The sequence below is a fragment of the Pseudokineococcus lusitanus genome (genome assembly GCF_003751265.1).
Classification (GTDB): Bacteria; Actinomycetota; Actinomycetes; order Actinomycetales; family Quadrisphaeraceae; genus Pseudokineococcus; species Pseudokineococcus lusitanus.
Genome location: NZ_RJKN01000002.1, coordinates 26,179 through 41,221, shown reverse-complemented (window position 1 = coordinate 41,221; position 15,043 = coordinate 26,179). Strand labels below are relative to the sequence as shown.

Here is a 15,043-nt window from a genome sequence, read left to right as displayed (position 1 = left end):
CCGGGGCGCGGCACGAGCGCGCCGGTGTGCCGGTGCGGACCGGCCGGGCGGGCGGGAGGGACGAGGGCGCCCTGATCCGGCGCGGTGGCCGGCGGACGGCGGAAGGCCACCCATGTGCCGGTGGGCCCGCCAGGTCTCGGCGGAAGGGCGCCGATGTGCCGGCAGGGCAGCCGGGTCTCGGCGGATGGGCGCCGTTGTACCGGTGGGGCCGCCAGGTCTCGGCGGGAGGGCGCCGTTGTGCCGGTGGGGCCGCCGGGTCTCGGCGGAAGGGCGCCGATGTGCCGGTGGGGTGGCCGGCGGACGGCAGAAGGGCGCCGATGTGCCGGTGGGGTGGCCGGGTCTCGGCGGAAGGGCGCCGATGTGCCGGCGGGGTGGCCGGCGGACGCGGAAAGTCACCGATGTGCCGACGGGGTGGCCGGCGGACGGCAGAAGGGCGCCGACGTGCTGGAGGAGGAGCCGGCGAGCAGCGGCGGGGGGCACGGTGCGGGCGACGGGCGACGGGCGACGTCGGGCGTCGTCGGGCGGCGAGGGCGGGTCAGCCGGCGGTCGGACGCACGTCCGCGTCGGCCGCGGCGAGCACGGCCCGCAGGACGCGCACCGCGGCGTCCTTGTCGAGGGGGTCGTTGCCGTTGCCGCACTTGGGGGACTGGACGCAGGCGGGGCAGCCGGCACGGCAGGGGCAGGCGGCGACGGCGTCGGCCGTCGCGGTGAGCCAGGTGCGGGCGGCCGCGAAGCCGCGGGCGGCGAAGCCGGCGCCGCCCGGGGCGGCGTCGTGGACGACGACGGTCGGCAGCCCGGTGCCCGCGTGCAGCGCCGTCGAGACGCCGCCCACGTCCCAGCGGTCGTTGGTCGCCACGAGCGGCAGCAGGCCGATGGCGGCGTGCTCGGCGGCGTGGAGGGCGCCCGGCCAGGCGGCGGGGTGCACGCCGGCGGCCTCGAGCAGGTCGGGCGTCGCCGTCCACCACACGGCCCGGGTGCGCAGCACCCGGGCGGGCAGGTCGAGGGGCTCCGAGCCGAGGACCTTGCCGTCGACGGCGCGGCGGCGCTGGAAGGACACGACCTGGCTCGTCACCTCGACCGTCCCCGTGGCGACGACGACGTCCTCGCCCCACGTCCGCCGGTCGGTCTCCTCGAGGAGGCGGACGTCGCTGACGTCGCGCGCCCACGTCGAGATCTCCGGCCCGGTCGGGCTGACGACGGCCGTCGCGCTCGCGAGGTCGAGCTCCTCGACGACGAAGTGCCGGCCCTGGTGCACGTGGACGGCCCCCGGGTGCACGGTCGCGTGCGCCGTCCCCGCGCCCACGCTGCCCACGACGCGACCGGTGGCGGCCTCGACGACGACGACGGGGTCGCCCCCGGAGCCGCGCAGGTCGATGCCGTCCGCGGGCCGCCCCTCGCCGACCCAGAACCAGCCGGCCGCCCGCCGGCGGAGGAGGTCCCGCCGCACGAGGGCGTCGAGCAGCCGCCGCACGAGCGCGGGGTCGCCGAAGCGGGGGAGGTCCTCGGGCGTGAGCGGGGCCTCCGCGGCGGCGGCCGCGAGGTGCGGCGCCAGGACGTGGGGGTTGGCCGGGTCGAGCACCGCCTCCTCGACCGGGGCGCCGACGACGGCCTCCGGGTGCGTGACGAGGTAGGTGTCGAGGGGGTCGGCCCGCGCCACGAGCACGGCGACGGCGTCCTGCCCGGCCCGGCCGGCGCGGCCGGCCTGCTGCCACAGGGAGGCGCGGGTGCCCGGCCACCCCGCGACGAGGACGGCGTCGAGCCCCGCGACGTCGACGCCGAGCTCGAGGGCCGACGTCGTCGCGAGGCCGACGAGCCGCCCCGAGCGCAGGTCCGCCTCGAGGGCCCGGCGCTCCTCCGGCAGGTAGCCGCTGCGGTACGCGGCCACCGCGCGGGTCCCGCCCCGACGGCGCGCGCCGACCGCGACGTCCTCGGCCGCGGCGCGGGAGCGCGTGAAGGCCAGGGTGCGGACGCCCGCGGCCGCGAGGTCGCCGAGGAGCTCGGCCGCCTCCGCCGTGGCCGACCGGCGCGCGACCTCCTCGACCGCCCCGGGCGCCCCGGGCGCCCCGGACGGGGACGCCCCGTCGCGACCGGCGTCCGCCCCCTGGCCGGGCGCGGCGTCCCACCCGTCGTCGGCGGGCCGCGGCAGCGGCGCCGGCTGCCACAGCAGCAGCGACAGGGCGCCCCGCGCGGAGGTGTCCTCCTCGACGACCTCGACCGGGCGGCCCACGAGCCGCTCGGCCGTGCGGCCCGGCGCGGCGGTCGTGGCGCTGGCCAGCGCCACCGCGGGCGTCGAGCCGTGGAGCGCGGCCACGCGCAGCAGCCGCCGCAGGACCGCGGCGACGTGCGAGCCGAGCAGCCCGCGGTAGACGTGCGCCTCGTCGACGACGACGTACCGCAGCCGCCGCAGGAGCAGGCGCCAGCGCGCGTGGTCGGGCAGCAGCGAGCGGCTGAGCATGTCGGGGTTGGTGAGCACCACGTCGGCGTGCCGGCGCACCCACGCGCGCTCCTCGGCGGGCGTGTCGCCGTCGCACACGGCGGCCGTGACGCCGGGGACGGCGAGGGCCTCGAGCGCGGCGAGCTGGTCGGCGGCGAGGGCCTTCGTGGGGGACAGGTAGAGGGTGGCGCCGCCGAGCCAGGCGGTGGCGGCGCTCCCGTGCCCACGGGCCGCCGTCAGGGCGGGCAGCCAGTAGCCGAGCGACTTGCCCGACGCCGTCCCCGTCGCCAGGACGACCGACCGGCCGGCGTGCAGCAGGTCCGCCGCCCGTGCCTGGTGCTCCCACGGCGCCGCGACCCCGCGCCCGCGCCACGCGGCGACGACCTCCGGGTCGGCCCACGCCGGCCAGGTCGTGCGCCGTCCCTCCTGCGCGGGACGCCGGTGCACGTGCCGGACCCGTGCGGCACGGCCGCCCGGCCCGTCGGGGCCCACGGCGCCGGGACCCGGGGGACGCCCGGGACCGCCCGCGGGGCCGCGGCCCGCCGCGGCGGCGGGGTCGGAGAGCAGCACCTCGAGCGCCCGCGGCACCGCGGCCCCGGCGTCCCCGGCGCGCGCGGACGACGACGGCGTCCCGTCCCTCGTCGCGCCCACCCCGGACCTCCCGCCGTCCTGCGTCCCGGACCCCGTCCCGGGCCCACGCCGGGAGGGTGCACGACGCCACCGACAGCGGCCGAGGCCGGGCGTGGCGGGGCGTCGGATGATCTAATGCGCTGCACCGGTCTCCACCGGTGCGCCCCCGCACGGGCGGCAGCAGTCACCAGACGTCTGGAGTGCACACGTGGACCTGTCCGTCACCAGTCACGAGCAGGGCGGGCGCACGGTCGTGGCCGTCGGCGGCGAGATCGACGTCTACACGGCGCCGCAGCTGCGCGAGCGGCTCAACGACCTCGTCGCGGACGGCCAGTACCACCTGGTCGTCGACATGCAGGGCGTGGAGTTCCTCGACTCCACCGGCCTCGGCGTCCTCGTCGGCGGCCTCAAGCGCGTCCGCGCGCACGACGGCTCGCTGCGCCTGGTCTGCGTCCAGGAGAAGATCCTCAAGGTCTTCCGCATCACGGGCCTCACCAAGGTCTTCCCCATCCACGACTCCGTCGAGGAGGCCGTCGCCGCCTCCACCGGCACGGAGGACTGACCGCTCTCCCGGGAGCCGGCATTACGGCCGTGGAGGGCGACGGAGCTCTCCCGGCGCGCGCCGGCTCCCTGCGGCCGGCGCTGGCGGCCCTCGCCGCCCTCGTCGGCGCCCTGCTGTGCTGGGCCGTCTTCGTGCGCAGCGCGCAGGGCCAGGTGGTCGACGAGGTGGCCTTCGCCGGCTCCGGCCAGACCCGCGGCCTCCTCGAGGCCCAGGCGCGCGGCGTCCTGTCGGTCGTCTCGGAGGGGTCGCTCGTCGTCGGGATGCTCGTCGCCGTCGCCGTGGCGGTCGCTCGCCGCGCCTGGGGCGCGGCCGCGGCCGCCGTCGTCGTCGTGGCCGGCAGCAACGTGGCCACCCAGGTGCTCAAGGCGCTCCTGCCCCGCCCGGCCCTCGGCCTGGGGGCGGAGAACTCCCTGCCGAGCGGCCACACGACCGTCGCGGCCTCCCTCGCCGTCGCGCTCGTCCTCGTGGCGCCCCCGCGCCTGCGCGGGGCCGCCGCGGTCGCCGGAGCCGTCGTCGCGGCGAGCATGGGCGTCTCGACGCTCGTGGCCGGGTGGCACCGGCCGAGCGACGTCGTCGCCGCCCTCCTCGTCGTCGCCGCCTGGACGTGCGGCGTCGTCGCGGTGCTCCGCCGGCTGCCCGCCCGCACGACGCCGGCGCCCTCCCGCGCGCCCCGCCCCGCCGCGACCCGCGTCCTCGTCGTCGTCGGTGCGCTGGGGCTGCTGGCGGGCACGGCGGCCCTCGTCGTCGTCGCCGCGTCGCTCCGCGCGGGGCCCACGGTGGTCGTGTGGAGCGCCCCAGAGCAGGCGGGCGGGCTCCTGCAGGTCCTCTCCTACGCCGGCGGTGCGTCGGCCGTCGTCGGCGGCGCGGCCCTCCTGACCGCCGCGACCACCGTGCTGCTGCGGGCGTCCCGGTGAGCGCCGGGCCGTCCGCGGACGACGTGCCCGCGCCCGACCCCCGCCTCGTCGCGGACCTGCGCGCCGACCTGGCCGCGGTCGGCGGCGACGGCTACCGCGTCGACGCCGTCACCGCCCTCCTCGGCCTCGTCGCCGACGCGGCGCTCCACCGGGAGCAGCCGCTGGCGGCCCGGCGCGTCGTCACCGCGGCGGTCGGGGCCGGGGACCCGCTGGCCGCCCTCGTCGGGGCCTTCGTCCTCGGGCTCGAGGTGCCCTCCGACGTCCTGGCGACGGCGCTGCCGCGGTGCGGCCTCGACGGCGCCGGCCGCCTGGGCCTCCTCGAGGCGGTGCCCGGCGGCCGGGCCCGCGCCCGGCTGGAGCTGCGCCCCTACGCCGCGGTGGACGCGGCGGGCGGTGCGGACTGGTGGGTCGCCTCCGACCTCGGCGAGACGGCGACCGGCGGGCCCCTGCGCACCGACCACGTCCTCGGCGTCGGCGGCGCCTCGACGACGCTGGCCCGCGCGGTCGTCCGCGAGCCCGTCGACCGCGCCCTCGACCTCGGCACCGGTTGCGGCGTCCAGGCGCTGCACCTGCGGCGCCACGCCCGCTCCGTCGTCGCCACGGACGTCTCCGCGCGGGCGCTGCGCGTGGCCGCGCTGACCCTGGCCCTCGACGGCGGCGCGGGCGGCGACCGCCCGGGGGAGGACGGGGCGGCCCCCGGCCGCGGCACGGTGGACCTGCGTCGCGGCAGCCTCCTCGCGCCGGTGGCGGGGGAGGCCTTCGACCTCGTCGTCTCCAACCCGCCCTTCGTCATCACGCCGCGCACCGACGGCGTCCCGGCCTACGAGTACCGCGACGGCGGGATGGTCGGCGACGCTCTCGTGCAGCACCTCGTCGAGGACGTCGGCGGCGTCCTCGCCCCCGGCGGGACGGCGCAGATGCTCGGCAACTGGGAGCACCGCGACGGCGAGCCGTGGACCGACCGCGTCGGCGCCTGGCTCGACGCCTCGGGCCTCGACGGCTGGGTCGTCCAGCGCGACCTCCTCGACCCCGCGGCGTACGCCGAGACCTGGGTGCGCGACGGCGGGCAGCGCGAGGGCGCCGCCTTCGACGCCCTCGTCGGGGCCTGGCTCGACGACCTCGCCGGCCGCCGGGTCGACGCCGTCGGCCTCGGCCTCGTCGTCCTGCGCCGGCCCGTCGACCCCTCGAGGCCGCGCCTGCGCCGCCTCGAGGAGGTGCCCGGCACGGGCTCGGGGGCCCTCGGTGCCCACGTCGCGGACGTGCTCGCCGCCGAGGAGCAGCTCGCCGGCCTCGACGACGCCGCGCTGGCCCGGCGCCACCTGGTCGTCGCCCCCGACGTCACCGAGGAGCGCCACGCCCGGCCGGGCGCCGCGGACCCCGAGGTCGTCCTCCTGCGGCAGGGCGGCGGCTTCGGCCGGGCCGTCCGCGTGGGCACGGCCGTGGCCGGCGTCGTCGGCGCCTGCGACGGCGACCTCCCCCTCGGGGTGCTCGTCGGCGCCGTCGCCCAGCTCCTCGGCCGCCCCGCCGAGGAGGTCGCGGCCGAGGTCCTGCCCGCGGCGCGGGGCCTCGTCGCCGACGGGCTCCTGCGGCTCGCCTGACGCCCCGCGCGGCCCCGGCGCGCCCGCCGGCCGCCGCGGGGACCGGTGGAAGCGGTGAGCGACCACCCGTCCGGGGCGCGTACGGTCTGCGACGGGCCGCCACCCCCCGCGTCGAGGGCGGCCCAGGCGCGAGGAGGTAGGGCACCGTGGCAGCGACAACCCGCACGTCCGGCGGGACCCGGCGGCTCGTCATCGTCGAGTCGCCGACGAAGGCGCGGAAGATCGCCGGGTACCTCGGCGACGGGTACGACGTCGAGGCGAGCGTCGGCCACATCCGCGACCTCCCGCAGCCGAGCGAGCTGCCCGCGGAGCTGAAGAAGGGCCCGCTGGGGCGCTTCGCCGTCGACGTGGACAACGGCTTCGAGCCCTACTACGTCGTCGACGCGGACAAGAAGAAGAAGGTCACCGAGCTCAAGCGCCTCCTCAAGGACGCCGACGAGCTCTTCCTCGCCACGGACGACGACCGCGAGGGCGAGGCCATCGCCTGGCACCTGCTGGAGACCCTCAAGCCGTCGGTGCCGGTGCACCGGATGGTCTTCAAGGAGATCACCCGCGAGGCCATCGCCCGGGCGCTGGAGTCCACCCGCGAGCTCGACACCAACGTCGTCGACGCGCAGGAGACCCGGCGCATCCTCGACCGCCTCTACGGCTACGAGGTGTCGCCCGTCCTGTGGCGCAAGGTCCGCGCCGGCCTCTCCGCCGGCCGCGTCCAGTCCGTCGCCACCCGCCTCGTCGTCGAGCGCGAGCGCGAGCGGATGGCCTTCCGCGCCGCCGAGTACTGGGACCTCACCGCCCAGGCCGTCGCCGCCGACGAGACCGACGGCCAGGCGTTCCGCGCCCGCCTCACCCGGGTCGACGGCCGTCGCGTGGCCAGCGGCCGCGACTTCGACGACACGGGCCGCCTCACGGGCGACGCCGTCGTCCTCGACGGGGCCGTCGCCGGCGCCCTCGCCACCGCGCTGGGGGAGACCGCCGACCTCGGCGCCGTCGTCACCTCCGTGGAGACCAAGCCGTACTCGCGCCGCCCCGCCGCGCCCTTCACGACCTCGACGCTGCAGCAGGAGGCCTCGCGCAAGCTGCGCTCGAACGCGCGGCAGACCATGCGCACGGCGCAGTCGCTGTACGAGAACGGCTACATCACGTACATGCGCACCGACTCGGTGGCGCTGTCCTCCGAGGCCGTGGGCGCCGCCCGCCGCCAGGCCGCCGACCTCTACGGCCCCGAGTTCGTCCCCGACCGCCCGCGGACCTACACGAGCAAGGCCAAGGGCGCGCAGGAGGCGCACGAGGCGATCCGCCCCGCGGGCGACAGCTTCCGCACCCCGGCGCAGGTCTCCGGCGAGCTGCGCGGCGACGACTTCCGCCTCTACGAGCTCATCTGGAAGCGCACCGTCGCCAGCCAGATGGCGGACGCGCGGGGCTCGACGGCGTCGGTGCGCCTCGGCGCCACGACGCCCGCGACCGAGGCGACGACGGCCGCCGGCGTGGCCGGTCAGCCGGTCGAGCTGTCGGCGTCCGGCACCGTCATCACCTTCCGCGGCTTCATGGCCGCGTACGAGGAGAGCCGCGACGAGGAGCGCCACGGCGGCGAGGACGCCGAGCGCCGCCTGCCCGAGCTGGTCCGGGGGCAGCCCGTCGACCTCTCCGACGTCGTCGCCGACGACCACGTGACGTCGCCGCCGCCGCGCTACACCGAGGCGAGCCTCGTCAAGGCGCTGGAGCAGCTGGGGATCGGCCGCCCCTCGACCTACGCGGCGACCATCTCCACCATCGCCGACCGCGGCTACGTCACCCACCGCGGCTCCGCGCTCGTCCCGTCGTGGCTGGCCTTCGCCGTCACGCGGCTGCTCGAGGAGCACTTCGCCCAGCTCGTCGACTACCGCTTCACGGCGTCGATGGAGGAGGAGCTGGACCGGATCGCCGCCGGCGCCGTCGAGCGCCGGGCGTGGCTGTCGCAGTTCTACTTCGGCCCCTCGGGGCCCGCCGGCGGCGCCGCGGCGGCCACGTCCGGGGGGCCCGCCGGCCCGGCCGGGGACGCGGCCCCCGAGGGGCTCAAGCCCCTCGTCGACGACCTCGGCGACATCGACGCCCGCGACATCAACTCCGTGCCGATCGGCGAGGGCATCACCCTCCGCGTCGGGCGCTACGGGCCCTACCTCGAGGTGCCGGGTGAGGACGGCGAGCCGCAGCGCGCGTCCGTGCCCGACGACGTCGCCCCCGACGAGCTGACGCCCGAGAGGGCGCGGGAGCTGCTCGCCACGCAGGGCGAGGGCGACCGCGAGCTGGGGGTCAACCCCGGCACCGGCCGCGCCGTCGTCGCGCGCGCCGGCCGCTTCGGCCCCTACGTCACCGAGGTCGTCGAGGAGGAGCCCGCCGCGGAGGCGGCCCCGGCGAAGGGGCGCAAGAAGGCCCCCGCCAAGGTCAAGCCGCCGACGGCGTCCCTCTTCAAGAGCATGCAGCTCGAGACGATCACCATCGACGACGCGCTCAAGCTGCTCTCGCTGCCGCGCGTCGTCGGGACGGACCCGGCGGACGGCGCCGAGATCACCGCCCAGAACGGCCGCTACGGCCCGTACCTCAAGAAGGGCACCGACTCCCGCTCGCTGGAGTCGGAGGACCAGCTCTTCGACGTCACGCTCGAGCAGGCGCTCGCCCTCTACGCGCAGCCCAAGCGCGGCCGTGGCCGCACCGCCACCCCGCCGCTGCGCGAGCTCGGCGACGACCCCGTCTCGGGGAAGCCGGTCGTGGTCAAGGACGGCCGCTTCGGGCCCTACGTCACGGACGGCGAGACCAACGCCACGCTCCGCAAGGACGACGAGGTGGAGTCGATCACCCCCGAGCGCGCGGCCGAGCTGCTCCAGGAGAAGCGCGACCGCGGCCCGGCCAAGAAGCCGGCGCGCAAGCCCGCGGCGAAGAAGCCCGCCGCCCGCAAGCCGGCCGCGAAGAAGCCGGCCGCGAAGGGCTGACCACCGCCCCGGCGCCCGCCCCGACCTCCGCGGGCGGGCGCCGGTGCGCCGCCGCGGCGCGGCCCCGGCCCGTCCGTAGGCTCGCGCCATGACTCGGTGGGGCGTCCTGGCGACCGGCGGCATCGCCGCGACCGTGGCGGGGGACCTCGCCGCCGTCGAGGGGGCCGAGCTCCTCGCCGTCGCCTCCCGCGGCGCCGAGCGCGCGGCGGCCTTCGCGGCCGAGCACGGCGTCGCCCGCTCCTACGGCAGCTACGCCGACCTCCTCGCGGACCCGGACGTCGACGTCGTCTACGTGGCGACGCCGCACGGCCTGCACCGCGAGGTGGCGGGGGCGGCCCTGCGGGCCGGCAAGCCCGTCCTCGTCGAGAAGTCCTTCACGACGACGACCGCCGGCGCCCGCGAGCTCGTCGACCTCGCCCGCGAGCGCGGCCTCTTCTGCATGGAGGCCATGTGGACGCGCTTCCAGCCCGCGGTCGTGGAGGTGCTGGGGCTGCTCGCGGACGGCGTCGTCGGCGACGTGCGGCACGTCGCGGCCGACCTCGGCTTCCGGGTGCCGCCGGGGACCGCCCGCTTCGTCGAGCCGTCCCTCGGCGGCGGGGCGCTGCTCGACATGGGCGTCTACCCGGTCTCCCTCGCGCACATGGTCCTCGGTGCGCCGGACGAGGTGGTGGCGCGGGGGACCCTCGCCCCCAGCGGCGTCGACGCCGAGGCGACCCTGCTGCTCTCCCACCCGACCGGCGCGACGGCCGCGCTGCACACGACGATGGTCGGCGCCCCGCCACGCCGCGGCGCCGTCGTCGGCACCGAGGGGCACGTCCTCACCGAGGGCGGGGCCCTGCACCGGCCGGACGCCTTCGTCGTCCACCGGACCGGCGAGGAGCCGCGGCGCGTCGCGCACGCGCAGGTCGGCCGCGGCTACGGCCCGATGCTGCGGCACGTCCAGGAGTGCCTGGCGCAGGGCCTCACCGAGAGCCCCGTCTGGCCGCTGTCCTCGACCCTCGCCGTCCTCGACGTGCTGGAGCAGGCGCTGCACCAGCTCGGCGTCGTCATGGACGACGCCCCGGGCGCCGGCTGACCCGGGGCCTGCGGCCGGGGCGCTCAGCCCCGGCCGAAGTCCTCCGCGGGCACCGGGCGGCCCAGCAGGAAGCCCTGGCCGTAGCCCACGCCGAGGTCGAGCAGGTGCGCGCGCTCGGCCTCGGTCTCGACACCCTCGGCCATGACCGCGGCGCCGGTGTCCTCCGCGAAGCGGACGAGGGCCCTCGCCATCGCCGACTGCCCCGGCGAGCGCTCGATCCCCCGGACGATGCTCATGTCGAGCTTGACGACGTCCGGCTCGAGCTGCACGACGTGCCGCATGCTCGCGAAGCCGGCGCCCGCGTCGTCCACGGCGACGCGCAGGCCCCGGACGCGCAGCGGGCGCAGGACCGCGGCGAGCGAGGCGTAGTCCTCCACCCGCTCGTGCTCGGTGAGCTCGACGGTGAGGTGGTCCAGGGGGCCCTCGCCCAGCAGCCGCGTGAAGGCGGGGGTGAGCACCGTGCTCGGGGCGGCGTTGACGCCCATCGGCCCGGGGCAGCGGTGCACGTGCCGGAGCGCGGCCTCGAGGCACATGAGGTCCAGGCGCAGCCCCACGCCGGCGCGCTCGGCCCGGGTGAACCACGTCTGCGGGGAGCCGTCCGGCCCGGGGAGACGGCTGAGGGCCTCCGCCCCGACGACGCGCCCCGTCCCCAGCTCGACGCCCGGCTGCAGCACGGTCCGCGGCCCGCCGGCCTCGGCGAGGTCGTCGAGGGCCTGGAGGAGCTCGGCCCGCCCGTCCTCCCGGCGGTCCTCCTCCTCGACGAGGTCCATGACGACGCGCCCGACGCTGCGCAGCACCTCGGCGTCGCGGGGCCGCAGGCGGTGGTCGGCGGCGCGGGAGTGGGTGCAGAGGGTCCCGTAGAGGCTGCCGTCCGCCCGGCGGAGCGGGACACCGACGTAGGCGCCGATGTCGAAGGCCGCCGTCACGGGGAGGTGTCCCACGGCAGGGTGCGCCACGGCGTCGGGCACGACCTCCTCGAGCCGCCCGTCGACGACGAGCTCGCAGTACGAGCCGGCGACGGGCTCGCGCTGACCCGCGCGGAGGTCCACGGACGCCCGGGCGCTGACGTTGCGGAAGGTGCGCTCCGCCCCCTCGACCCTGGTGACGTAGGCCGCGTCCATGCCCAGCTGGTCCCGCACGAGCGCCAGGAGGGCGTCGACGCTCGACAGCGTCGCCGGCACCGCGCCGCCGACGGCGGGCGTCGGACCCGTCGCGGGCCCCCGCCGCCCGGCGGGCCGGGAGCCGGCCCGCCGGGGCGCCGGGCCGCGCCGCGCCTTGTCGAGGTACATCTCGGCGTCGGCGTGCCGCCACGCGGCGTGGAGGTCCTCGCCGTCGCGCGAGCCGACGCCGACGGAGGCGGCGATGCCGTGGGCGCCGAGGTGCTCCGCGAGCTGCCGGGCGGCGGCCCGCGCGGCCTCGGGCCCGGTCTCGACGAGCAGGACGCCGAACTCGTCGCCGCCGAGCCGGGCCAGCAGGTCGCTGCTGCGCACGCGCGCCCTCAGCAGGTCCGCGGTGCGGCGGAGGAGGGCGTCCCCGGCGGCGTGGCCGTCGGCGTCGTTGACGCCCTTGAGCGCGTCGAGGTCGAGCACGACGACGGCCGCGTGCGTCGCGTACCGGTCGGCCCGGGCGTCCTCGGCGGCGAGGGCGGCGTCCCAGGCGCGGCGGTTGGCCACGCCGGTGAGGGCGTCGGTGGCCGCGGCGGACTCGGCGCGCTCGCGCCGGCGGACCTCGCGCTCGAGCTGCAGCTCGTGGGACAGGACGGTCGCGAGCAGCCCCGCCTGGGCGCGGATGTGCGGCATCGCGGCGACGAGCTCGTCGCCCCGCCGGGTGCTCCCGGCCGCGCAGAGCGTGCCGAGCATCTCGCCGTCGGGCGCGTGCAGCGGGACGCTGAGGTAGGAGCCCGCCGGGAAGCCGACGACGTCGCGCATCCGGGCGTAGCCGGGGGCCTCGTCCACGTCGGGCGCCACCGGGGGCGCCGACCCGTCGACCATGCGCGCGCAGTAGGTCTCGTCCCAGGGCCGCACGAGGCCGACGTGGTTGCCGTACGGGTCGTCGTCGGCCGCGGCCAGGACGACGTACTCCTCGCCGCGTCGCCGCGCCACGAGCCACGAGTCCATGCCGACGTGCTCGCGGAGGTCGGCGATGACGACCGCGGCGGCGGAGGCGAAGTCGACCACCCCCGAGGCGGGCGCCGCGGCCACCGCGTCCGTGGTGCGGTCGGACGCCCGCCGTCCGGGGTGGTCGGGGGGCCGGGGGGCGGCCCGCTCGCTCACAGCCGCCCCACCTCGACCACCCGGACGACCGCCGCGCCCTCCTCGTCGCTCGCGGGGAGGTCGACCTCGGCCGACAGGCCCCAGTCCCCGTCGCCGGCGGGGTCGTCGAAGACCTGGCGGACGTGCCACACCGTGGGCTCCTTGCGCACGAGGAGCATCTTGGGGCCTCGGGCGTCCGCACCCGTGCCGATGTCGTCGTGCTCGGCGAAGTAGGCGTCCAGCTGCTCGGCCCAGGCCGCCGCGTCCCACCCCGTGGCGGCGTCCAGCTCGCCCAGCTCCCACGTCCGGCGTCGCGCGGCCAGCTCCACCCGGCGGAAGAGGGCGTTGCGCACCATGCGGGTGAAGGCCCGCTCGTTGCCGGTGACCGGACGGGCGGGCGTGCCCGTGGGCGCGCGCACCTCGTCGACGGCCGGGTCGTGGTCGGGGTCGGTGAGGTGCTCCCACTCGTCGAGCAGGCTGGAGTCGACCTGCCGCACGAGCTCACCCAGCCACTCGACGAGGTCGACGACGTCCTCGGTGCGCGCCTCCGCCGGGACGCCCGAGCGCAGGGAGCGGTAGGCGTCGGTGAGGTAGCGCAGCACCGCGCCCTCGGCGCGGACGAGCCCGTAGAAGGAGACGAGCTCGCGGAAGGTCATGCCGCGCTCGTAGAGGTCGCGGACGACCGACTTCGGCGACAGCCGCGCCCGGGACGCCCAGGGGTGGCTGCCGCGGTAGGTCTCGAGCGCGGCCTCGAGGAGCTCCTCCAGCGGCTTGGGCCAGGTGATCTCCTCCAGCCGCTCCATCCGCTCCTCGTACTCGAGCCCGTCGGCCTTCATCTGCGCGACGGCCTCGCCGCGGGCCTTGTGCTGCTGGGCGACGAGGACGGCGCGGGGGTCGTCGAGGGTCGACTCCACGACGGACAGGACGTCGAGGGCGTACGTCGGCGACGCGGGGTCGAGCAGCTCGACGGCCGCGAGGGCGAAGGTCGAGAGCGGGTGCTCGAGCGCGAAGCCCCGGGGGAGGTCGACGGTGAGGCGGTAGCGGCGCCCGTCCGGCTCCGGCTCGTCGAGCCGCTCGACGACGCCGGCGGCGAGCAGCGCCCGGACGATGCCGACGACCTCGAGGACGTGGCGCTGCTGGCGGGGGCGGGGGTCGTGGTTCTCGCGCAGGAGCCGGCGCATGGCGGCCGCCGGGTCGCCCGGACGGGCGAGGACGCCCAGCACCATCGACGTCGAGACGGCGAAGCGGCTGCGCAGGGGCTCCGGCTCCGCGGCGACGAGCTTGTCGAAGGTGGCGCGGGTCCACGCCACCGAGCCCTCGGCCGGCTGCCGGCGGACGACCTTGCGGCGCTTCTTGGGGTCGTCGCCGGCCTTGGCGAGCGCCCGGAGGTTCTCGACCTCGTGCTCCGGCGCCTGGACGACGACCGTGCCCGCCGTGTCGTAGCCCGCCCGCCCGGCGCGGCCGGCGACCTGGTGGAACTCCCGCGCCGTCAGCAGGCGGGTGCGGGTGCCGTCGTACTTGCCGAGGGCGCTCAGCAGGACGGTGCGGATGGGCACGTTGATGCCGACGCCGAGGGTGTCGGTGCCGCAGATGACCTTGAGCAGGCCCGCCTGCGCGAGCTGCTCCACGAGCCGCCGGTACTTCGGGAGCATCCCCGCGTGGTGGACGCCGACGCCGTGGCGCACGAGCCGGGACAGCGTCTGGCCGAAGGCGGTGGTGAAGCGGAAGCCGCCGAGCGCCGCGGCGATGGCGTCCCGCTCGGCGCGGGTGGCCACGTTGGCGCTCGTGAGCGCCTGGGCGCGCTCGAGCGCCGCCGCCTGCGTGAAGTGGACGACGTAGACGGGCGCCTGCTGCGTCTGGAGCAGCTCGTCGACGGTCTCGTGGACCGGTGTCTCCGCGTAGTAGTGGTGCAGCGGGACGGGGCGCTCGGCCGAGCTGACGAGGGCGCTCGGGCGGCCCGTGCGCCGGGCGAGGTCCTCGCGGATGGCCGTGACGTCGCCGAGCGTCGCGGACATGAGGAGGAACTGCGCGTGCGGCAGCTCGAGCAGCGGCACCTGCCAGGCCCAGCCGCGGTCGGGGTCGCCGTAGTAGTGGAACTCGTCCATGACGACGAGGCCGACGTCGGCGCCCTCGCCCTCGCGCAGCGCGAGGTTGGCGAGGATCTCGGCCGTGCAGCACACGACGGGCGCGCCCGCGTTGACGCTGGCGTCGCCGGTGAGCATGCCGACCCGGTCGGCGCCGAAGACCGCGCACAGGTCGAAGAACTTCTCCGACACGAGCGCCTTGATGGGCGCCGTGTAGAAGGACCGGCGGCCCTGCGCCAGCGCGAAGGCCTGGGCGCCGGCGGCGACGAGGGACTTGCCGGAGCCGGTGGGGGTCGCGAGGACGACGTCGGCCCCCGTGACGAGCTCGAGCAGCGCCTCCTCCTGCGCGGGGTACTGGGTGATGCCGCGGCCGTCGGTCCAGGCCGTGAAGGCGGCGAGGAGGTCGTCCGGCTCGGGGCCGCCGGGCCCCGCGGCGTCGCGGAGGTCCTCCAGCGCCGCGACCAGCGGCGTCGGGGGGCGGGAGGGGGCCACGGGCGGGCGCGCGGACGTCGGGGTGCTCATCGCCGC

General features: G+C 77.9%; 8 protein-coding genes. 5 read left to right on the top strand and 3 right to left on the bottom strand.

Annotation, left to right across the window (positions count from 1 at the left end; all coding sequences use genetic code 11):
• Positions 1 to 535: 535 nt before the first annotated feature.
• A complete protein-coding gene (locus EDC03_RS03430) occupies positions 536 to 3,085 on the bottom strand; it encodes a DEAD/DEAH box helicase (RefSeq protein ID WP_241967011.1) in 2,550 nt (849 codons plus the stop codon).
• Between the two features lie 187 nt (positions 3,086 to 3,272).
• Between EDC03_RS03430 and EDC03_RS03425 the strand changes: the two genes are divergently transcribed.
• The 5 genes from EDC03_RS03425 to EDC03_RS03405 all read left to right on the top strand — a co-directional run bounded on the left by EDC03_RS03425 (position 3,273) and on the right by EDC03_RS03405 (position 10,179).
• On the top strand, positions 3,273 to 3,626 hold the full coding sequence (locus EDC03_RS03425; RefSeq protein WP_123378843.1) for an STAS domain-containing protein: 354 nt from the start codon (positions 3,273 to 3,275) through the stop codon (positions 3,624 to 3,626).
• Between the two features lie 29 nt (positions 3,627 to 3,655).
• Positions 3,656 to 4,540 carry a phosphatase PAP2 family protein gene (locus EDC03_RS03420; protein WP_123378842.1) on the top strand — a complete coding sequence of 295 codons (885 nt, stop codon included), beginning with the start codon at positions 3,656 to 3,658 and terminating at the stop codon, positions 4,538 to 4,540.
• Entirely contained in the window at positions 4,537 to 6,138 is a 1,602-nt protein-coding gene (locus tag EDC03_RS03415) for a DUF7059 domain-containing protein (protein WP_199719911.1), read from the top strand. The genes EDC03_RS03420 and EDC03_RS03415 overlap by 4 nt, the downstream gene beginning before the upstream one ends.
• Before the next feature lie 146 nt (positions 6,139 to 6,284).
• Positions 6,285 to 9,104: a type I DNA topoisomerase gene (gene topA / locus EDC03_RS03410; protein ID WP_123378841.1), complete on the top strand. Its 2,820-nt coding sequence runs from the start codon at positions 6,285 to 6,287 to the stop codon at positions 9,102 to 9,104.
• A gap of 88 nt (positions 9,105 to 9,192) precedes the next feature.
• Positions 9,193 to 10,179: a Gfo/Idh/MocA family protein gene (locus tag EDC03_RS03405; RefSeq protein ID WP_123378840.1), complete on the top strand. Its 987-nt coding sequence runs from the start codon at positions 9,193 to 9,195 to the stop codon at positions 10,177 to 10,179.
• 23 nt (positions 10,180 to 10,202) lie between these two features.
• On the opposite strand, the gene EDC03_RS03400 is transcribed toward EDC03_RS03405, so the two are convergent.
• Together EDC03_RS03400 and EDC03_RS03395 are read right to left on the bottom strand one after the other, a co-directional pair.
• Positions 10,203 to 12,452 (bottom strand): EAL domain-containing protein, encoded by a 2,250-nt coding sequence (locus EDC03_RS03400; protein WP_123378839.1) that lies wholly within the window; start codon positions 12,450 to 12,452, stop codon positions 10,203 to 10,205.
• Positions 12,449 to 15,037: a DEAD/DEAH box helicase gene (locus tag EDC03_RS03395; protein WP_123378838.1), complete on the bottom strand. Its 2,589-nt coding sequence runs from the start codon at positions 15,035 to 15,037 to the stop codon at positions 12,449 to 12,451. Before EDC03_RS03395 ends, EDC03_RS03400 begins: the two co-directional genes overlap by 4 nt.
• Between the last annotated feature and the right edge of the window lie 6 nt (positions 15,038 to 15,043).

Coding starts and splice junctions, on each gene's coding strand:
- EDC03_RS03405 (WP_123378840.1), top strand. CDS start 9,193: ATGACTCGGTGGGGCGTCCTGGCGACCGGCGGCATCGCCGCGACCGTG.
- EDC03_RS03395 (WP_123378838.1), bottom strand. CDS start 15,037: ATGAGCACCCCGACGTCCGCGCGCCCGCCCGTGGCCCCCTCCCGCCCC.